Here is a 19545-nt window from a genome sequence, read left to right on the forward strand (position 1 = left end):
GGAAATATGATAGAGATTGAAAGAAGGCAAAAAAAAGACTACTTCAAATGACTAGAAGTAGCGAAAAAGAAGGACCTTTAAGTCGTTCATTTTATAAAAAAATTTATTTGAAGTAGCTTTTGTTCATATAGACTAATCGGATTCATCCTCTTTCATTTGAAAGCGAAAATGGCAGTCGCCTTCTTTTAACACATAGCGATCATGAATAACATCGAAGTTTGGGTTATAGCCCTTTGCAATAGAAGGATCGATCATTTGACAGTAGAGAATGCCGTGTTCACCTGTTCCGTCCTTTTTCCATTGGTTTCCGAAGGCGCAAACCGTAAAGGTTTGCTCGATTTCTTTGGGATGATAGGTGGTCTCAAATTCGAACAAATCACTACGACCCATATCATAATTTGTTAAATAGTTTTCAGCTGTGTTGGGCAATCCTTTTGCTGCTGCTCGTCTGGCGATATCTCGACCACGGGCTTCACCAAATTGTCGAACGCCTTCTTTAATTGCTTTTCTACCACTTTCACCAAAACGATCAACAACGGCTTTCGCGATATGGGCAAAAAGCTTTGCCATCATAGCGTAAATCGTATAGGGTTCAATTCCTGCCTCTTTTTGAATGTGTTCATAAGCACGCTGAGTTTCTTTGACTTCTGAAGCATTGGCTAAATGTGGAATAGAATAACGTGCACGTTCGTCAAGCTGCTTATAGGAAAGATCAGATCGTTGATTTAAATCATTCAATTGTTCATCAAGTAAGGCTTGAACCCCTTGCTCGACTTCTTTTAATCCTTCATCTCCAAATTGTTCATGGACCGCCTTTACGAGTGAAGCATATAACTTTGACGTGATCTGATCCATTGTTACTGGAACATCAGGTACATCGTTTCTCAAGGTCATAAGAGCTTCATCCTTTCTTATTCCGTCTTTTAGCTGAAAAATGGACCTTAACAGATGGTGATTATTCAGCTAGTTTATCATACTTCGTATCGTTGTTCAGTAAAGTGAGTCCTATTAGAAGGAGAGAGCCATAGCTTGAACAAATAAAAAAGAAGCTTTTACGCCTGTTCATAACGAATGGCGTGAAAAGCTTCTTTGAGCTTACGAATACGTTGGCAGGTAGTCTCCATGTGCCGCAATTAAATCATCACAAAGGGCTACGATATCATCAATAGATAATTCTGCTGATGTGTGTGGGTCGAGCATCGCCGCATGATAAATGTGGTCTTTCTTTTTAGTGATCGCTGCTTCAATAGTAAGTAACTGTGTATTAATATTTGTACGGTTAACGGCAGCAAGTTGCTCTGGTAAATCACCAACAAATGTCGGTGTTACGCCTGAACGGTCGGCTATGCACTGAACTTCTACACAAGCGTTTGTGGGCAAGTTTGAAATAAGACCACCTTTATTTAGAACATTGCCTCCAAATAAGAATGCTTCACCTGTTTCCATAGCTTCAATAATACGAGAGCCATATTCAATTGAACGTTTGTGTGTAATATCCCCGTCATTCATCAATGACTGCTTCATCTTCTCCCAGCCTTCGATTTGGTTTACACAACGTCTTGGATATTCGTCTAGAGGAATGTTAAAGCGATCAATGAGCTCTGGATAAGCTGATTTTATAAAATATGGATGGTATTCAGCATTGTGCTCTGATGATTCCGTTACGTAATAGCCAAAACGCTGCATCAGTTCAAAACGCACCATATCGTGATGTTTTTCCTTGCTTTTTTCCTTTGCTCGTCTTTTAATTTCTGGATAAAGATCAACACCGTCTTTTGTGACTTCAAGTAACCAAGCCACGTGATTAATACCGGCAATTTTTTCTTGAATTCCCGTATGGTCCATGTCTAGATGCTTAAATAAGTCGCGTGTACATACTTGAACGCTATGGCATAGACCGACATTTTGAACATTTGTAAAGCGTGACAACGTTCCAGTAAGCGCAGCCATAGGGTTGGTATAATTTAGAAACCATGCGTCAGGTGCGACTTCCTCAATATCTTTTGCGATATCAAGCATGACTGGAATCGTTCGTAAAGAACGAAATAAACCGCCGATGCCAATCGTGTCGCCAATGGTTTGACGAAGCCCATATTTCTTAGGAATGTCAAAGTCGATAACGGTACTCGGTTTATAGCCACCAACTTGTATAGCGTTAATAATATAGCTAGCACCGCGTAAGGCTTCTTTGCGGTTGTCATATTTTTTAATGGTTACAGTAGACGATAAATTTTCTTTTAATTGAGTGAGAAGAGAATAGGATTCTTGCAAACGATCTGGGTTAATATCAAATAAAGCAAATTCAAATCCTTGTAAAGATTCAACATGCATACAGTCTCCAAGAACGTTCTTTGCAAAGATGGTACTACCTGCGCCAATAAATGTTAATTTCTTCATAGTGTAACCCCCTACTATTGTTATTCACAGTATAGTAATTGTTACTTTAAAAGTAGTAGAAAATTGCTGTTTACTTTATGGAAATTATTGCGCTTTCAAGAGAGTCTAGGCGCAACAAGCATTCTACGTTATACTGTGGGTCAAGGGGGAGAGAATCATGAAAGAACAAGGGCTTAAAGGTTCATATGGATTTCGCTTTCAAGAACATCCGTATCCATTTCAAGTGAATCTTTGGAATATAGGTTGGGAAGTTGTCAAGAGCCCTACGTATTCATGGAACGGGCAAACCCGAATGGATAGAGAAAAAATTGTGTTTCAATACACGCTAGCTGGTCAAGGTGCTTTAGTGTATGAAGAAAAGACTTATTCATTAGGCAAGGGACAAGCTTTTTTTGTCTCTATCCCAAGTAATCATCATTATTTTTACCCAAAAGAGGCTACTACTGATTGGGAATTTATTTATATTACATTAGAAGGAAAAGAAGCATTATCGATACACGATCATATGGTAGAGAAGTATGGACCCATACTTGTTATTGAGAAAGAGGCAGAACCTATCCGTTTGCTTTTACGCATATTATCGGAAACCGCGTCAGGAGAAATTACGAACTCTTATAGTGGCTCGCAGCGCGCATATGAATTTCTGATGACGTTGTTTCACTTTCTTGCGGTTCCACCGAAGAAAAAACTGAAAGAACCAATTACACAAGCGATCACTTATATGAAAGATCATATGAGTGACCAGTTTGACTTGGCAACAGTTGCTCATCATGTCGGTCTGTCTAAATATTATTTTATTAAACAGTTTAAACATGAATTGAACATTACACCAATGCAGTATGTTTCCATTCTACGCATTAAAAAAGCCGCTTATTTGCTTTCTAAAACCGATTTAACAGTGGCGGAGGTGGCTCATCAAGTCGGTATAGACGATGCGAATTATTTTACGAAGCTATTTAAAAAGACAGTCGGTGTGTCGGCTAGTAAATTTCGTAAGAATGAAGATGTTCATCTTATTGACTACATTATAACGGAGTGGGAATAATGCACGTTTACTTAGTAAATAGCGCCGTCTTTCTACTATGGGCGTTTTTCTTTAAGCCGACTGGTATTGATCTCGGTCTTGGTTTCGCTGTTATGGTCATTGTTCCGTTAGCGACAGTTCTTATTACGAAGACAAATAAAGATACACCGTACATACTTATTATGACGTGGCTACAGAGGTGGATGTACCTTTTTTCGGTAGCTGGTTTAGCATCGATAACGGTTGAGATTGTATGGGTAGGGACGTTGTTTTCAATCGTATGGTTAGGAGCAACCTTGGTTATTGCCTGTTATGGTTTTTTTCGTTTAAGTTTACAAGGATTTCGAGATGCGGAGGAAGTACTCATAAATGTTGGATGTATCTATCTTGCTATCGGTGGTGGTTGGTTTGTTTTATCGGCAGTACAAGCAACAACTTTTCTGTCCTATAGTCAAACGATTATCGAATTAACGGCGATTCATTTTCATTACTCTGCCTTTGTACTACCTATTGCCAGCGGTATGCTAGGACGTTGGTTGAAGCGTCAATCTATTCCATTAACTGGGTTTGCTTATTTAGCAGCAGGTATCCTTGTAGGTCCTATTCTTGTAGCACTTGGAATTGAATTTGGACCGCCTCTAGAGCCTGTTCTTGTGCTCATTTATATTTTCTTTGTGTTTTGGCTTGCTCTTATTGCCATTCGTTTTAGCTTTGTACTAAGGGGTTGGTTACGATGGTTCTTACTTCTTGCACATGTCGTTTTATTCATGACCATGGTGTTGTCTTATGTGTATAGTGCAGGGCTTGCTTGGGCCCCTCAGCGATTAACCATTCCTGATATGGTTCGTTTTCATGGCATGGCGAATGCATTTGGTTATGCATTGCTTGTACTAATGGTTTGGATTGTCGTTAGACCAACTGCGGATCATACATTTAGAATGCCACTTCAGCCTATGAGAGGGAAGAAGTACATACAAGATCAGCTGTTTAATCATGTAGAGCTCAAGCCAACGAACGCACTTATAAAAAAGTGGCGTGAATATGAGCATGAGCAGTTTCAGATTGAAAAAGTAAATCCAAACGTTTTACAGTTTCACGAACAGACTAGTCGTTACTCGTTAGAAGCAACCATTAAGTGGCAACCTCCATTCCGATGGCTGTTGCTCATCCTTTTGTTTGTAACAAAACAATTAAAACAACTTCATCTGCCAGCTGGCGAGATACCAATGGAGGGGAATACATATACTCTAGTTTCGACTGATCAACAGCATACAACGGTCTGGGTTCGCAAACATGCACAAACGAAAGAGCCGATTTTTACCGCGTATTATTCAAACTGGTTAGGAAGCAAACGGTACAACTTTATTCAGTTACCGCTACCGTTTGGTGTATTAACAGGTTTATTATTACCATTGAATGATGAAGGGGACGGTCTTTATTTAATGGGAGATCAAACAGATCCTTTCACAGGTGTTTATTTGTCTTTTTGGAAGTGGACATGGAAAACACCACTACGAGAAACGTTTCATTTAGTTGAAAAGGAAGGCACTCTTCATGCGAAGCACGCCATTTCCTTTTTTCGTAAAGAGATGATTACCATTAAATATGTGATGAATGAAGACAAGTCACCGCAGTCTGGCCTTTAAGAACGTGAAGCATATGCTTTTGTATCAATACCTCTTTCATTCAACCAATGATGCGTCTCTCCTTTTATAATAAGGGGGACGTTTTTTAACTCCTCTACAGTGTGAACATTCAAGGCAGTCATCATGTAGCGTAGCTCTTCCTGCATGCGCGTAACAGAAGCGATAACGGCATCAATGCCTTCATTCTGCAATGTCTTAATGAAGAAACCTGACATGCCTACTAGGGAGGCGCCTAATGAAAGAGCTTTAGCTATATCAACGCTTGATGTTATCCCGCCTGAAGCAATGAATGGGAGGGGAAGTGCTAATGAACGGGCTTCGAGTAATGCAATGGGTGTAGGAACCCCCCACGAATTAAAAAAGCCCAGTGAGAGTTGCCGGCGGGCGTTTTCAATTTGCGAGAAATTGGTTCCACCGGTGCCACTCACATCAACGGCATGAACGCCAGCTTCATATAGACGTTTCACTGCTTCTTTCGTCATGCCAAAACCAACTTCTTTCGCAATAACCGGTACAGGGCTTTTTGCCACAATTGCTTCCAAATTGCGTAGACGCATAGAAAAGTCCCGATCACCTTCTGGCATAGCTAGCTCTTGAATATGATTAAAATGAATTTGCAGACCGTCCGCTTCAATCATATCAATCGCACGCAAGGCGTCCGATGGTGTTGCTTCGGCTCCTAAATTAGCTAAGCAAACAATGTCTGGTGCTGTATCGCGAATAATTTGATACGTATGTATTTGCTCTTGATCTTTTATCGCTGCCATTTGCGACCCAACGGCCATTGGAATAGAGAAGTGTTGCGCCACTTCTGCAAGCTGCTGATTGATACGGGCTGTTTGCTTACCTCCACCGCCTGTCATTGCGTTTATGAGCAGTGGCAAGGATATGGATTTATGAAGAAAAGTGGTTTCAAGCTGGCAGCGATGAAAGGACGAGGTAGCGAGCGTTTGATGGATAAATTGGATGTCCTCAAAAGGGGAGCGCGTTTGTTCCTGCTGAATAGCTTGTTGAATATGGTCATGTTTACGTTGTTCTCTAGACAAAGACGTGCTCCTTTCTACTAGTTCATTCTCTTATTTTCTATACCCGGTTTACTTGAATTTAACCATACAGCACGCAGGTTTCGCAAGGAAGACAAGAACTAGATAAAAAAAGCTTATCGACATGAACATCGATAAGCTTTCTTTCTTTATAATAGCTGGTCAAGAAGTGTTGTTGCGATTGTAAAATAAATCATTAAACTAATAATATCGTTTAGTGTTGTAATAAAAGGTCCTGAGGCCACCGCTGGATCAATTTTTAACTTATTAATAGCGACAGGAACAGTTGCTCCAATGACTGCCGCCACACTTAATGCTGCAAAAAGTGAGAATCCAACAGTAAATGCCAAAATAAAATCGCCGTTGTAAAATAGATAAATAATACCCATCAACACAACCATACAAACAATACCGAGGATAATCCCTGTCCCAAGTTCTCTTTTTACGGTTTTCCATACACCACCACGGTCAAATGAGCCAGTTGCAATACCCCGTACGGCAACTGCTAGTGATTGGGTGCCAGTATTCCCTGCTGTCCCCATAATGAGCGGCATAAATGCAGCAAGCAGTACCACTTGTTCCAAAGTCGATTCAAATTGACCAATAATATTTGCAGTAATCAAACCAAAAAACATGAGTAAAATGAGCCAAGGTGCACGCTTCCTTGCAGCAGTTACGGCAGTTAATGATAAGTCCGTCGCTCCTCGTGTTGCAGCAAATTCATCGAAATCCTCTGTTGTTTCTTCTTCTAATACATCAATGACGTCATCGACGGTAATGATCCCGACAAGTCGCTTTTCAGGTGTTACAACAGGAACCGCAAGAAAGTCATACTCTTTAATTAAGCGAGCAACATCTTCTTGATCTTCATGTTCACTTACAGATACCACTTGTGTGCTCATAATGTCTTCAACCGTCATTTCGGGTGTAGCAATAATAAGGTCACGAAGCGAAACGACACCAGCAAGTTTCTGCTGTTGATCAACGACATACAAATAGTAAATCGTTTCTGCATCAGGGGCGCTTTCTCGTAGTTCAGCAATAACCTCTTTAGCAGAAGACTCAACTGATAAGCGAACAAATTCTTTTGTCATAATCGCACCGGCAGTTTTTGGTGCATAAGCCATTAATTCTTCTACGCGCTTCGCTTCTTCCAAATCCATTGAGCTTAAAATATCGTCGGCGCGTTCTGTATTAATTTCTGCTAAAAAGTCAGCAACATCATCGGCTGACATGGTGTTAAACATGGATACGGCATATTGATAGCTTAATCCTTCAAAGACAATAAGCTGATCTTCTAAATCTAACCCCTCGAATAGGTCTGCAAATTCAGCAGGGCTAAGAAATAACAACACTTGCTTTTGAAGAGGACGTTCAATTTCATGAAATAATTCCACCTGGTCCGTTGGGTGAAGCTCTAAAAAAGTTTCTCTAAAAGCCTTTAAATTCCTTGAAACAAGATGCTTTACAATTTCGTTTTTATATTCATTCCGTTTCCGGTCGGTCTTTAATTTATCCATCATGCTCTCCTCCTACTTCCTAGAAGAGAACCAAACTAAACGTGTGGAATGGCCCCCTTCTTATACTGTTAAAGCCTATCCTCGGTTTGGGTAAACTATCCATCCCACACCACCACCTTTTAGAAAAATAAAAAACCGCCTCAGCAAATGGGAGGCGGTTTGAACGCATACTAAAGAAACATATCGTATCAGTAAACTCTCCTCCATTCGTAGAGCTTTAGCACTGTGCGGCATAGGAATACATATCCAGCTACGTTAAAAACCACCTTATGTCGATGGTTTCTGTTGACCCATTGGCGTCTTTGGACATTTTTGGGTAGCAGCGTATCTCCAGCACAGGAGCCTCACCTAACGAGGGCATATAATTTCTTGCAAATTTCACTTTACAATGCATAAGACAACTTGTCAAACCTTAATTTTTGTTGTAAAGAAAAAGACTCGCTTCCTTACGAATCTTTCACTACCACACGATCTTTAAGTGGTTTTATTTCTTTTGGGTTTGGATATTCATGGGGCCTACCAAACGGCATTTGCGCAACAAGATCCCAGTTACTCGGAAGATCCCATCGTTTTTTTACTACTTCATTAACCATAGGATTATAATGTTGTAAAGAAGCACCAAAACCTTTTGCTTCAAGGGAAACCCAAATTAAATATTGAAGCATCCCATTGTATTGTCCGGCAATAGACTTTGTATGAGTAGGAGAAAATGTCTTATGGTCATCAAAAAACAAAATAGTGCCATAAGCATGTTCAAACATTTCTAACCTTGCTTGGGTGTCAGTAAAATCAGCATAATCCATAATGCTTTTCATTTTTTCACGGGTTAACTGCCAGAAGGCATCATGCTCATCATGGAGCAATAGTACGATTCGGGCAGAAGGAGCATGTGCACTGATTGGCATGGAGCGAATGGTGAGCTCCATTAAACGTAGAATTTCTGAATCATCTTCAACCGTATCCTTACTTAAAACGTATATAGAGCGTCTATTTTCAATCGACTGGTAAAATTCATCATCATCTTTATCCGCTCCAAATTTTTGAACAGCAGGAGGAACAGGATTCTCTTTTCTAACAGGTTGAGATTCTTTTTGAAAAAAACGAGACCATTTTTTCACGAAGATGAGTGACTCCTTTCTTGTATTGTAATAGATTGACGTGATAAGAACGCTAGGATTCGATTAGACAATGTTTAGTGATGTTCTGTTAGGTAGAGCTACTATTCCCTTAGATCCTTGTTTGAAACATAAGGACGATTGTGGTTAAGACTAGTCAGATAAGCGGTTCTCTTGCAAACCGACACGTTTTAAATACGTAATCATTTCTTTCTTTTCTTGGTCATTTAGTGGGGAGAAAATGGAGCTAAGCGCGCTAGCGTGTTGGGGGAAGACCGCATCCATCCAGTCTATTCCTTTTGATGTAATAGAAACATAAGTAACACGACGATCGGTTGGACTTGGTTTTCGAACAATCATTTCTTTTTTTTCAAGTTTATCAACGACATAGGTGATACTACTACTAGCAATAAGCACTTTTTGACCAATTTTTTGTACGGTTTGATCGCCCTTTGAATAAAGCAATTCAAGTACCGCAAATTCTGTAGGGTTAAACCCATGTTTGCGTATATCTGTTTCAACGTGGGATTTAACGGTTTGCATGGCTCTTGATAACACAGTAAATAGCTTTAATGAATCTTGATCTGTTTCCTTCAATGTGAACACCTCGAAATCATTTATCTCGAATTTGAATTAATTATAAAAGATAGTCCCTTAGACTGTCAATCAAAGGAGTGTCGTGATTAATTTTGTGAATTCATTGGAATTTGCTGATATTTTCAACTGAAACCTTTATACTAGAAAAGAGGTAAATAGATTAGTATAAATCTTCTTTAGAATTGAAAGGATGACATGGAATGAGAGACGTATCGATTGTTAAAGAACAACGTAACATACTTCGTGAAGAATTAGGCAAGTGTATTAATAAGGTAAAAGAAATGAAAGTGAATGAAGAGTCATTTAAACAAATGGATCAGCATGAGCAGCAAGTTTATATTTATCTTGATCGTACGATGCAGCGGTTACGTACTCAAATCAATGCATTAGAATTTGTATTAAACGAAGATAGCCAATTAGCGGATCCTTACGCTGATCGTGCCGCTGAGAAATTAAATATTAATCGCAACAGTATTTTTGGAACTAAGCCAACTGCAGTGAAGAAAGAAGATGGCGATTACGAATTGGATATGAGTCGCGTAGATAATCAACATTAAAAAAGAGGGGGATCCCCCTCTTTTTTTATATGAGCTGCTTTTCAAAGCCAAAGAAGATGGCTTCTTTCTCAGGAAATTGAAGTGTACCGACTTTTTCATAGCCGTATTTTTCAAAAAGCTGTTGGGCTTTTTCATTTAACGAGTACGTATCTACTTGCATGGCTGTTAACCCTTTATGATGAGAAAGGTTTTCTGCAAAAGCAATAAGTGCTCCAGCAATGCCTGCTTTTCTTGCATTAGGGTCTACTAAAAGGCGATGAAATGTTCCTGCAAACTGCTGTTGTTCTGACCATCGTAGTGACGCATTTGCATACTCTGGTGCGAATGATTGATCAATTGTAATAGAACCGACTACGATCCCGTCTTGTTCATACACGAATAATGTGCCTAACTGAAGATCTTTTGTAAAATGGGCAATAGTAGGGTAGTGCTTGTCCCACTGGTCACTTCCTTCAGCATTCATTTTCTTAGTCGCTCGAATTGCCATTTCCTCTATTTTAACTAAATCCTGCTTCATTGCCTTGCGAATCATATGAATTATCCCTCCAAGAACGAAATTTCTTTTTCGTTATGTTGCCTTATACAATAAAAAACACCTTCATTTTTTAGCATATCTTTTAGGCAGAATGCAAGAAAGATGCTTGTAGCCAGAAAAGAAAGAGAAGCACATGAATTTTTACAATTGCTGACTGTAGGTCATAAGTGGATACTTGCTCGCACCCTATCATCTAGCTTAAACTAGAGAGGTGAAATGAATGAGAAGGAAGTATGGATCTTCTTAATCTTCTAAGGGAGAGATCAACAGTGTCCAATGTAAATGAATTAACAGAAGAACAGCTTTATCAACGATATGAGCAGCTAAAAGCGCAATTGGAACGTTACAAAGGTGAAAATATGACGTTAGATATGTCTCGAGGTAAGCCGAGTCCCGATCAACTTAGCCTCTCAGAAGAAATGCTAGCTTTATTAACGGCTGACGAGCTTATTACTGACGACGGCTTAGATACGCGAAATTATGGTCAGCTAGATGGTATCCCTGAAGCGAAATCTTGGTTTGCTTCCATTCTTGAAGTAGCGCCTAGTCAAGTCATTGTTGGGGGAAACTCTAGTTTATCCACAATGCACGACACGGTTGCACGTGGGTTGCTAAAGGGGGTAGAGGAAGAAGCTAAACCATGGTCTTCCTATCCATCTATTAAATTTTTATGTCCGTCTCCTGGATACGACCGGCACTTTGCCATTTGTGAATTTCTTGGGATCGACATGATTCCAGTCGACATGACGAGTGAAGGTCCTAATATGGATCAAGTGGAAGCCCTTGTTCTAGAAGATGAAACGATTAAAGGAATTTGGTGTGTGCCGAAATATAGCAATCCTGAAGGTGTGACGTATTCTGAAGCAGTAGTAAAAAGACTTGCATCTATGAAGACAAAAGCGACTGATTTTCGCATTTTCTGGGACAATGCCTATGTGATTCACCATTTAACAGATACACCTGATTCACTCGTACCTATCCTTGAAGAAGCAAAAAAAGCTGGCTATCCAAACCGCCCATACGTCTTTGCATCAACATCGAAAGTAACATTCCCAGGAGCAGGCATTTCTGCGTTTGTTTCTTCTCCTGATAATATCGCGTTTACAAAAAAGCAGCTTAGTTTTCAAACCATTGGTGCTGATAAAATTAACCAATTAAGACATATTCGTTTCTTTGAAAAAATTGGTGGTGTGGAAGAGCTAATGAAGAAACATGCAGCGATTATTAAACCGAAATTTGATTTAGTTATTGACACGCTACAACAGAAATTAGGAAACAAAAACATCGCCACATGGACGGAACCGAATGGTGGGTATTTTATTAGTGTCAATACAGAAAATGGATGTGCAGCACGAGTGGTAGCGCTATGTAAAGAAGTTGGGTTAACACTAACTGGCGCAGGAGCAACCTATCCGTATGGAAAGGACCCACTTGATCGTAATATTCGTATTGCTCCATCTTTCCCGACTTTAGAAGAATTACAGAAAGCCATGAATGTTTTTTGTGATTGTGTAGAACTTGCTGCAATTGAAGGCAAGATTGAGAAGAGCAAGGCGTAGAAAAAACGAGTAGTCTAAACTATGTTGAGTAGCACCGCTACAAGAGAATCCTTCGCTTTCCGGGGACACGGCCACAGCCTTCTCCGTGGAAAACCGCCACTCCAGCGTCTTCAGACACGTGCTGATCCCCCAGGAGTCTTCGGATTCTTCTTCCGCTCATGTTCATATAAAACAAACGACGAACGTTCCTATTTTCAGGGATGTTCGTCATTTTAGTCTGTCGATCTACTTTTGTCCCAGCCTCTTTTTTAGTGTACACGCTCATCTTCTTGAATAGGCGAAAACCCGACTGATTCGATAATAGTTTGTGCCTCCTCTGATTGAATCCATTCCATAAATTCGGTTACATCCTCATTTGGTGTCATAGTTGTTACAGCGTAAATGGTTACAGGAATTGGATACTCCTGTGACTCAAGTGACTGTTGAGATGGTGCTACGTTATCAATCGCTAACAATTTGGTTTGGTTTGTGTTTTCAACGAATTGATAATTACTATAAAACGTAAACCCAATAGCATTTTCTATATTTTCATAGGGAGTTGTTGATTCTAATTGGCTCGTATATTCCATAAACCACTCAAACGCCTCTTGACTATCTTCTTCTTCTCGTTGATACTTACGAATCGCTTGAGTTGCTCCACCGATCTGTGACCAATTAGTTAGCGAACCGGTGTAAATAGATTGAACTTGATCCCGGCTAATGGCTTCTACTTCCTGTTCTTGATGCGTGAAAAACACAAGCGCATCTTTTGCAATGGGAACGGCATCAATTGATTGGTTAAGCGGAAGGAGGTATTCTGGAACGAACGCAATCATGTCATTACCTAAAGAATCTAATGGACGGGATGCCGTATCTAGCACTTGTCGAGCATAAGAAGGATCGACACTTGAAAAGGTAGCTTCAACAAATGAACTATAAAGTGGATATAAGAAGCTCTGGCCGGTAACTTTGATTGAATCAAGTGATAAGGCAGTTTCTGCTCTCTCGATTTCAATTGGACGATTAGGATGGAATGGTTCCCATAACGTTAATGACACGTATGGCTCTTCTATTGTTTCTAAAGCATGGTTTCGTTGCTCGTATGTATAAATACTGACCAATCCAACAATAACCATACTAAGAAAAAACATGCGTCGAAACCCCGGTAAATGCCATTGATAAAACATTAATGTTACATAAATGACGATGCAAATCGTTGCAGCTGAAAGAAACCATAAGTAGAAAATGGATAGACCTAAAAAAGCGCAAATGAGAACAATTGCTAATCCAAACATAACAATGGCAGATAAAACAATGATTCGAATCATCTTTGTTACAAACAACCCAACCACCTCCTACATGTTTCATTTCCCTATTTTCCTAAATAAAACGCTTTTATTTCATAGAAAAAACGAGGCTGGGACATAACGAAAAGTAGTATTTGAAAAGACGAGTAGTCTAAAATATGTTGAGTAGCACCGCTACAGGAGAATCCTTCGCTTTCTGGGGACACGGCCTCAGCCTCCTCCGTGGAAAACCGCCACTCCAGAGTCTTCAGACACGTGCTGATCCCCCAGGAGTCTTCGGATTCTCCTTCCGCTCATGTTCATATAAAACAAACGACGAACGTTCCTATTTTCAGGGATGTTCGTCATTTTAGTCTGTCGATCTACTTTTGTCCCAGCCTCGCACTAATGGAATAGAGTCAGAGAAAAACTCATTTTATAGGTAAGTGTCGGCGTCCCCTTGATCGGTTAAAATAAGGGGGCCATTAGCAGTAATAACAAGAGTGTGCTCGTATTGAGCAGACAATGAGCCATCTACAGTCCGAGCTGTCCAACCGTTGGAGTCTAGTCTACTCTGATATGCACCTATGTTCACCATCGGCTCAATGGTAATCACCATTCCTTCTTTTAAGCGAATTCCTTTACCTGGTGAGCCGTAATGCAGGATTTGAGGAGGTTCATGAAGAGTCGGGCCGATGCCGTGTCCAGTAAAGTCTCGCACAACGGAGTATCCTTTAGGCTCAACAAAAGACTGAATGGCGTGACCAATATCCCCAAGACGATTTCCGACCTTAGCTTGCTTTATCCCTTCGTATAAAGCCTGATGCGTTACGTTCATTAGCGCTTCCGCTTCAGGAGAGGGACGTCCAACTGCATACGTCCAAGCAGAATCTGCTAACGCTCCATTTACGTTAAAGACGGAATCAATGGTAATGATGTCTCCATCTTTCAAAGGAGTTTTTCTTGGAAAGCCATGGCATATTTCGTCGTTGAGAGACGCGCATGTTGCGTATTGATAGCCGTTGTATCCTTTTTGTTCTGGTGTTGCACCATGTTCTTTTAAATAACCTTCTACAAAACGATCAATGTCATCTGTCGTTACGCCTGGTTTTATTCGCTTAGCAATTTCTTTATGACAAGCTGCAAGCAGTTGTCCTGCTTTATGCATCATTTGCTGTTCTCGTTTTGATTTGAATGTAATCACCTAAACCGCCTTCTTTCTTTAAATAAGCAGAGTTGATAAGTGTTGAACAAAATAAAGGGGGATTGAATTAAATGTAGTATTCCGTGTAAACAAAGTCAAGAATGTCAACAGATCCTAGATAGTAGCATACGAATGTTAACGCTAATTGTTGCAAGTTCAACTTGTTGCAACGTGATTTGAATGTAGGTATTATTTTAACTGAGTGCACACATATGGATAATAAATAAGAAAGAGGAGGGGAAGCAATGGATGATCGTTTGTTTAAAACCGCAATGAGTAAATTTACAACAGGTGTAACGGTCGTGACAACAGAATGGGAAAATGAGGTTCACGGAATGACAGCAAATGCGTTTATGTCAGTTTCACTTGATCCTAAACTAATTTTAGTCTCTATAGATAATAAAGCAAGAATGAAAGCTGTTATCGAGCAGTCGGGGTCATTTGCCATCAGTATTTTAGCAGAAGGCCATGAAGATGTCTCTATGCACTTTGCTCGCCAAAAAGAAAAGGAAGATTTAGCATTAACCACTTTTGCTGGTGTGCCAACTGTTGATGGCGCAATCGCTACAATTGTTTGTGATCTCCACGATACAAGTTTGCAAGGAGATCATACGCTTTTTATTGGAAGGGTAAAGGATGTAGCTGTAACAGATCAAAGCCCACTCGTTTATTATCAAGGTAGTTACAAAAAGATCTAGTGTAGACTAGTCTAAAAAAAGCGCTAACGACAACACCGTTTACTCGAGAAATGGTCGTTATTAGCGCTTTTTCTAGTGGAGTCGGATGCATCAACAGTACCCTTTATGGCTATGGTAAAAAGGTTGACAACCGCATGCACTTACTCGTCACCAGCTTGCATTCGTTGAATAACAGCTTCTAGGTGGTCAGGTTTTAAAAACTCGATAGGTGAAGCATTCTTATCAAACGTAACCTGTTCGGCATCAACAACAAGCACATAGCGATCATTAAATTTTGCAAGGTGAACGTTATCCCCGTATGCATCTAGCGGAAATTTAACAACAACTTCCCCTAGTTTAATCGTTGTCTTTGAATCAGGAATATGAGCCGTAATAGCTGCTGTTGCTTCTACGACTTGATGATGATTTAACTGTTCTTGCAATTCCCTCGTCTCACTAGCCGACCAAGACTCTAAGCGTTCCTCCATTTCTTGTCTTTCTGAACTCTCAGAAGAAAAGGTTTCATTGACATGATCTTGAACCATTGTTTGTACTTGGGATTTGATTACTTCTGGCATAGGATCTCCGTATGTAACGAATGGAAGGAAATCTTCAAAGTATCGTGCATGAGAAGACTGATGAATTTTTACTTTATTGTATTCGAGCATGCCTTCTTCAATCATATAAGGATATTGTATGGATTTCATATTTTTCGTCGTGATGGCTCTTTCCACTTTTTTAACTAATGTATTGGCATCGCTAAGGACGGCAACATCATCCTGAAAATCACATTTTAATAGAAAGAGAAACAAGTCATCAAAGTATTTTTTTGGTTTTGCTTGGCAAACGAGAAAAACGCCTCCTCGTACGGCACTCGTTTGAACATACGTTTCGACAAATGCTTCACTTTCTTTTTTAAAATCAGCACTGGTTTGTGCATGGAGAGCTCGTTGAAAAAGCGCATAATTTGGATTTGACTCCAAAGGATGGCTGCCTTCCGTTACGAATTCCCCTAGTTTCGTTGGTGCTTGTGCATGGTTGGGGTGGGACTGTGCTTTCCGTTTTACCACTCTTTTTAATTCCCCTTCTAAAAACTGGGAAAGAGCACTATTATCAAACGTTGCTTCATCCAATGTTTGATAATGACTGTAGGTTCGTTGGTCTTTTTGCTGATCAATCTCAATGACGTAAAAAGATAAATAAGAAATCGAAAACTCCATAAACAAATCCTTTCTCCGCTCCATTTTTCTATGAGGAGTATAGCACACATTTTTTTAAAAGTATGGACATTTGTCAAACGGGTTGTGTGATATTATTGAAATGCACTTGTTAGGAAAGCGTAATGATTTAATTTGGGTTATACTAGGTAAAAAGGAGCAAGAGAGGTGTGGATTCATTGAAACAAGCCCTTTTTTTTGCTGTAGCGACGGGATTATTCGCCATCTTAGCAGCTTGTAGTGAACAACAAAACGTTATAACGGACGACGATATGGTTGCTACTGATGGTACGATCACAAATATAGAGTACGAAGGGAACGAGCATGCGGTAGCCGGCTTAAACGCTCACATATCAACTGAAGATGTGGAAGAATTACCGAGCATTGAATCGTTTGACGTGAATGGCGATCCTCAGAAATCGGTTCATTTAAGTAATCGAACAGAAGTGTATATTAAACACTTGTCGTCTTACTTACGAGTGAACCAGTCTTATTTAAAAAATGATATTGATGTCACAGTATATGAAGAATTAAATGACGAAGGTAGCGATGAAACCGTCGCGACAAAAATTGTTATTCAATCTAAAGATATGTCCATTACGGGCAAAATTTCAAACGTAAACGAAGAAGAACAGACTTTCTTTGTGTCTGGTGAAGACGGTCATTATGAATCAGGCACGCGTTTTAATTATGACCCGGCTACTGAAGTATTGCTTATGAATGAAAATCAAGAATACGAGCGCTTTAATGGTGATTTAACACTTGGGTTAGTCGTGGAAGTCATTCCTCGGAGTAAAGTAACAGAAGGGATTCCAGCTCAGTCGGATACTGCTCGCGTTATTATTCATGAAGAAGAAAACGAAGGAATAGCAGAGAAGAGCGTTGAAGAAGAGAATGGAGATCTAGAGACAGCGAACGAGGAGTGAAAGCATTGAAATATGGGTTTTTGATTGTTTTTAGTTTACTAGTCTTTTCAGCATGTGGCTCTAGTGAAGGTGGGGACATTGACGGTGGTGCACAGTCGCCAGAGGTGCCAAATGAAACAGCAGCTGAAGGGGTACCGGAAGTGCCTGTAGAAGCTGGCGATACACCTATTGCGACATTTGAAATGGAGGATGGTGGAGAGATAGTTGTGGAACTATATCCCGATATCGCTCCAATTTCCGTTAATAATTTTGTTGCTCTCGCAGAAGACGGCTTTTATGACGGATTACGTTTTCACCGTATCATTGAAGGTTTTATGATTCAAGGTGGAGACCCAAATGGAAATGGTACTGGCGGACCTGGATACAGCATTAAAGGTGAATTTGAACGCAATGGTGTTGAAAATGACCTTAGTCATGAGCCAGGTGTTCTTTCAATGGCGAGATCACAAGGGATGGATACGGCCGGCTCACAGTTTTTTATTGTCCATGGTGATGCGACTCACCTCGACGGAGACTACGCTGCTTTCGGTAAAGTAATAGACGGTATGGACATTGTGGATGAAATCGCCACTGTGGAAAAGCAAGGTGAGAGCCCAGTAGCAGGTCAAGAACAAGTGATTCAATCCATAACAATTGAACGATAAAAGAAAACCAGCCCCCTACTAGAGGCTGGTTTTTTAACGTAAAGGTTGTTTAGCAAATGGCAATGTAAGCTGAGTTGCTTGATTCAACAGGAATGGGAGCATAGCGGATAGACTCTCTTCTTCAAACCCGTTAGTAGGACTACGATACGTGTCTAAAGGAACAGTCGAATATTCAATAGAAATTCGTTCTCCTTTTTTAAAATGATACGCAACAGGTGAAAGGGTAATGGTGACTCCTTCGTTATCCGCATCCAACCGATTTACGAGTCCATCTGATAGCAGAAACGCCTCGCCGTTTTCATTTAAGACAGAGAGACGTACATAGAGACTTGTTCGTTCAGTAGTAGGGATCCGTAAAGTAGGAGAACCAATTAGTTCGTGAACCTCGGTAAAAGGTGCATGGGTAAAGGTCATCATAGATGAACCTTCCTCCTGAAGAAAGAAAGTATAAGCTGCATCCTGTTCAGAAGCCAAAAATGAAAACGAAGTATGGCGAACATCTTCCTCTTCTAGCGGCCATGAGCGCTCTTTACGCCATTTGTTAATCCCCATTACAAATAATAAGACAGGTGCATCTTTATTTACGCCATTTTGTTCGTTCTTTAACCAATAGTCGAACCAACGTAAATGAAAATCGGTCAAGCTGCCTCCGTTTGCGAGCGACTCATTGTTCGCAGTATAGCCAAATGGATGCGGCAAAGTAGGCATAGAGAATGTGCCATTTTTCCACGGTCCAATGAGGAGGAGATGCTTTTCTTCATCTTGCTGTCGTGCTGATTGAAAAGCGGCTAATGTGTGGGCAGCATGTTCATCAAACCAACCTGTTACGAAATGAGATGCGGGCCAGCTCTCTAGGTCATTGGATTCAGAAGGTATCTCTGCCTCTAGAAATGATTGAAACAATGATTGGACGCCGAGCATTTTAAAAACAGGAAGGTTGGTCATTGATTTGAAGCGGTAAAGCTGATCTTTACGCTCTCGGTAAGCCTCTAGGTGAAACTGTTGATCTTTTTTATCTTCTGCACGTATGTTTCGCTTTTCAATGATATTCTCAGCGTAGGCTAATGTTGTATCAAGTAAGGTTTTACTTTTTAGTAGCCCTTCTCGATAAGAAAAGGCATGCATAGAATCAAACAAATGGATGGGGAATAGTGCTGAAAGAAACGTAGAAGCGGTTTTAGCAGCTGCAAACTGTGTATACGCACTGTATTGATCCCCAAACATCGCAATTTTTTGGTTCGTATACGGTAAGTCGTTAATCCAATGAATCGTATCAAAGCCGTCTTCTTCTTCATGAACGAAAGGCTCAAAAACACCTTCAGATGCATATCGCCCACGCACATCTTGAACAATGACAACGTATCCTTCTTGAACAAACTGAAAAATGTTCGTTGGACGAAAAGTATGTCTGTCCTTCCCGTCTACGATTCGTGTTAGAAGAACTGGATAACGCTTTTCATCCTGTGGGCGATAAATAGTAGCGTATAGTGTAACCCCATCACGCATCAAACAGGGGACATTCTTTTCAATAAGTATGGTATTCGCCATCGTTTATAACCTGCTTTTCTATAGTATGTCTTTCTTAAAGGTACTAATTTTAACTCGTAATTGCAACAGAG

The 19545-nt window shown here is 40.2% G+C and carries 18 protein-coding genes and 1 riboswitch; of the genes, 7 read left to right on the forward strand and 11 right to left on the reverse strand.

Annotated features, from left to right (window positions below):
• Window positions 1-132 precede the first annotated feature (132 nt).
• Together BK583_RS04010 and BK583_RS04015 are read right to left on the reverse strand one after the other, a co-directional pair.
• Window positions 133-894, reverse strand: a complete 762-nt coding sequence (locus BK583_RS04010) for an L-2-amino-thiazoline-4-carboxylic acid hydrolase (protein WP_236702429.1) — start codon at window positions 892-894, stop codon at window positions 133-135.
• A 201-nt stretch (window positions 895-1095) separates the two neighbouring features.
• On the reverse strand, window positions 1096-2397 hold the full coding sequence (locus BK583_RS04015; protein WP_055736860.1) for an alpha-glucosidase/alpha-galactosidase: 1302 nt from the start codon (window positions 2395-2397) through the stop codon (window positions 1096-1098).
• Between the two features lie 157 nt (window positions 2398-2554).
• Between BK583_RS04015 and BK583_RS04020 the strand changes: the two genes are divergently transcribed.
• Window positions 2555-3442 (forward strand): AraC family transcriptional regulator, encoded by an 888-nt coding sequence (locus BK583_RS04020; RefSeq protein WP_038483245.1) that lies wholly within the window; start codon window positions 2555-2557, stop codon window positions 3440-3442.
• The gene (locus BK583_RS04025) at window positions 3442-5067 is read left to right on the forward strand and encodes a YndJ family protein (RefSeq protein ID WP_055736861.1); all 1626 of its coding nucleotides are present in this window, start codon (window positions 3442-3444) and stop codon (window positions 5065-5067) included. The genes BK583_RS04020 and BK583_RS04025 overlap by 1 nt, the downstream gene beginning before the upstream one ends.
• Here the strand turns inward: BK583_RS04025 and fni are convergent.
• The 4 genes from fni to BK583_RS04045 form a co-directional block, all read right to left on the reverse strand.
• Entirely contained in the window at window positions 5064-6113 is a 1050-nt protein-coding gene (gene fni, locus BK583_RS04030) for a type 2 isopentenyl-diphosphate Delta-isomerase (RefSeq protein WP_038483240.1), read from the reverse strand. The two genes, BK583_RS04025 and fni, sit on opposite strands and share 4 nt — an antisense overlap.
• A 146-nt stretch (window positions 6114-6259) precedes the next feature.
• Window positions 6260-7630 (reverse strand): magnesium transporter, encoded by a 1371-nt coding sequence (mgtE, locus tag BK583_RS04035; RefSeq protein WP_038483238.1) that lies wholly within the window; start codon window positions 7628-7630, stop codon window positions 6260-6262.
• Window positions 7631-7825: 195 nt separating this feature from the next.
• A riboswitch (M-box (ykoK) riboswitch) is annotated at window positions 7826-7993 on the reverse strand.
• Between the two features lie 83 nt (window positions 7994-8076).
• Window positions 8077-8748 (reverse strand): nitroreductase family protein, encoded by a 672-nt coding sequence (locus tag BK583_RS04040; RefSeq protein ID WP_055736862.1) that lies wholly within the window; start codon window positions 8746-8748, stop codon window positions 8077-8079.
• Between the two features lie 150 nt (window positions 8749-8898).
• Window positions 8899-9288 carry a MarR family winged helix-turn-helix transcriptional regulator gene (locus tag BK583_RS04045; protein WP_051667766.1) on the reverse strand — a complete coding sequence of 130 codons (390 nt, stop codon included), beginning with the start codon at window positions 9286-9288 and terminating at the stop codon, window positions 8899-8901.
• 254 nt (window positions 9289-9542) lie between these two features.
• Here BK583_RS04045 and BK583_RS04050 point away from each other — a divergent pair, with 254 nt between their 5' ends.
• Window positions 9543-9899, forward strand: coding sequence for a hypothetical protein (locus tag BK583_RS04050; protein WP_038483232.1), 357 nt, complete (start codon window positions 9543-9545; stop codon window positions 9897-9899).
• A gap of 25 nt (window positions 9900-9924) precedes the next feature.
• Here BK583_RS04050 and BK583_RS04055 read toward each other — a convergent pair whose 3' ends face one another.
• Complete coding sequence (locus BK583_RS04055; protein ID WP_038483229.1) at window positions 9925-10431, reverse strand: GNAT family N-acetyltransferase; 507 nt, start codon at window positions 10429-10431, stop codon at window positions 9925-9927.
• Between the two features lie 272 nt (window positions 10432-10703).
• On the opposite strand from BK583_RS04055, the gene BK583_RS04060 reads away from it, so the two are divergent.
• Complete coding sequence (locus BK583_RS04060) at window positions 10704-11993, forward strand: aspartate aminotransferase type Ic (protein ID WP_055736863.1); 1290 nt, start codon at window positions 10704-10706, stop codon at window positions 11991-11993.
• 248 nt (window positions 11994-12241) lie between these two features.
• On the opposite strand, the gene BK583_RS04070 is transcribed toward BK583_RS04060, so the two are convergent.
• Complete coding sequence (locus tag BK583_RS04070; protein ID WP_055736865.1) at window positions 12242-13315, reverse strand: PstS family phosphate ABC transporter substrate-binding protein; 1074 nt, start codon at window positions 13313-13315, stop codon at window positions 12242-12244.
• 379 nt (window positions 13316-13694) lie between these two features.
• On the reverse strand, window positions 13695-14462 hold the full coding sequence (gene map, locus BK583_RS04075) for a type I methionyl aminopeptidase (RefSeq protein ID WP_055736866.1): 768 nt from the start codon (window positions 14460-14462) through the stop codon (window positions 13695-13697).
• 245 nt (window positions 14463-14707) lie between these two features.
• Here map and BK583_RS04080 point away from each other — a divergent pair, with 245 nt between their 5' ends.
• Window positions 14708-15160 (forward strand): flavin reductase family protein, encoded by a 453-nt coding sequence (locus BK583_RS04080; protein WP_038483221.1) that lies wholly within the window; start codon window positions 14708-14710, stop codon window positions 15158-15160.
• A 140-nt stretch (window positions 15161-15300) separates the two neighbouring features.
• Here the strand turns inward: BK583_RS04080 and BK583_RS04085 are convergent, their stop codons facing one another.
• A complete protein-coding gene (locus BK583_RS04085) occupies window positions 15301-16359 on the reverse strand; it encodes a DUF3900 domain-containing protein (protein WP_055736867.1) in 1059 nt (352 codons plus the stop codon).
• Window positions 16360-16526: 167 nt separating this feature from the next.
• On the opposite strand from BK583_RS04085, the gene BK583_RS04090 reads away from it, so the two are divergent.
• Both BK583_RS04090 and BK583_RS04095 read left to right on the forward strand, forming a co-directional pair.
• A complete protein-coding gene (locus BK583_RS04090) occupies window positions 16527-17282 on the forward strand; it encodes a hypothetical protein (RefSeq protein WP_038483215.1) in 756 nt (251 codons plus the stop codon).
• Entirely contained in the window at window positions 17279-17926 is a 648-nt protein-coding gene (locus tag BK583_RS04095) for a peptidylprolyl isomerase (protein WP_055736868.1), read from the forward strand. Before BK583_RS04090 ends, BK583_RS04095 begins: the two co-directional genes overlap by 4 nt.
• A gap of 33 nt (window positions 17927-17959) precedes the next feature.
• Here the strand turns inward: BK583_RS04095 and BK583_RS04100 are convergent, their stop codons facing one another.
• Entirely contained in the window at window positions 17960-19474 is a 1515-nt protein-coding gene (locus BK583_RS04100; RefSeq protein ID WP_055736869.1) for a CocE/NonD family hydrolase, read from the reverse strand.
• Between the last annotated feature and the right edge of the window lie 71 nt (window positions 19475-19545).

The organism is Shouchella oshimensis (genome assembly GCF_002019765.1).
GTDB lineage: Bacteria > Bacillota > Bacilli > Bacillales > Bacillaceae_D > Shouchella > Shouchella oshimensis.

What these genes read in the sequence shown, in the direction of transcription:
- BK583_RS04080 (WP_038483221.1), top strand. Translation starts at nt 14,708, where the DNA reads ATGGATGATCGTTTGTTTAAAACCGCAATGAGTAAATTTACAACAGGT.
- BK583_RS04050 (WP_038483232.1), top strand. Translation starts at nt 9,543, where the DNA reads ATGAGAGACGTATCGATTGTTAAAGAACAACGTAACATACTTCGTGAA.
- BK583_RS04055 (WP_038483229.1), bottom strand. Translation starts at nt 10,431, where the DNA reads ATGATTCGCAAGGCAATGAAGCAGGATTTAGTTAAAATAGAGGAAATG.
- BK583_RS04020 (WP_038483245.1), top strand. Translation starts at nt 2,555, where the DNA reads ATGAAAGAACAAGGGCTTAAAGGTTCATATGGATTTCGCTTTCAAGAA.
- BK583_RS04045 (WP_051667766.1), bottom strand. Translation starts at nt 9,288, where the DNA reads ATGCAAACCGTTAAATCCCACGTTGAAACAGATATACGCAAACATGGG.
- BK583_RS04100 (WP_055736869.1), bottom strand. Translation starts at nt 19,474, where the DNA reads ATGGCGAATACCATACTTATTGAAAAGAATGTCCCCTGTTTGATGCGT.
- BK583_RS04025 (WP_055736861.1), top strand. Translation starts at nt 3,442, where the DNA reads ATGCACGTTTACTTAGTAAATAGCGCCGTCTTTCTACTATGGGCGTTT.
- BK583_RS04010 (WP_236702429.1), bottom strand. Translation starts at nt 894, where the DNA reads ATGACCTTGAGAAACGATGTACCTGATGTTCCAGTAACAATGGATCAG.
- BK583_RS04015 (WP_055736860.1), bottom strand. Translation starts at nt 2,397, where the DNA reads ATGAAGAAATTAACATTTATTGGCGCAGGTAGTACCATCTTTGCAAAG.
- BK583_RS04085 (WP_055736867.1), bottom strand. Translation starts at nt 16,359, where the DNA reads ATGGAGTTTTCGATTTCTTATTTATCTTTTTACGTCATTGAGATTGAT.
- mgtE (WP_038483238.1), bottom strand. Translation starts at nt 7,630, where the DNA reads ATGGATAAATTAAAGACCGACCGGAAACGGAATGAATATAAAAACGAA.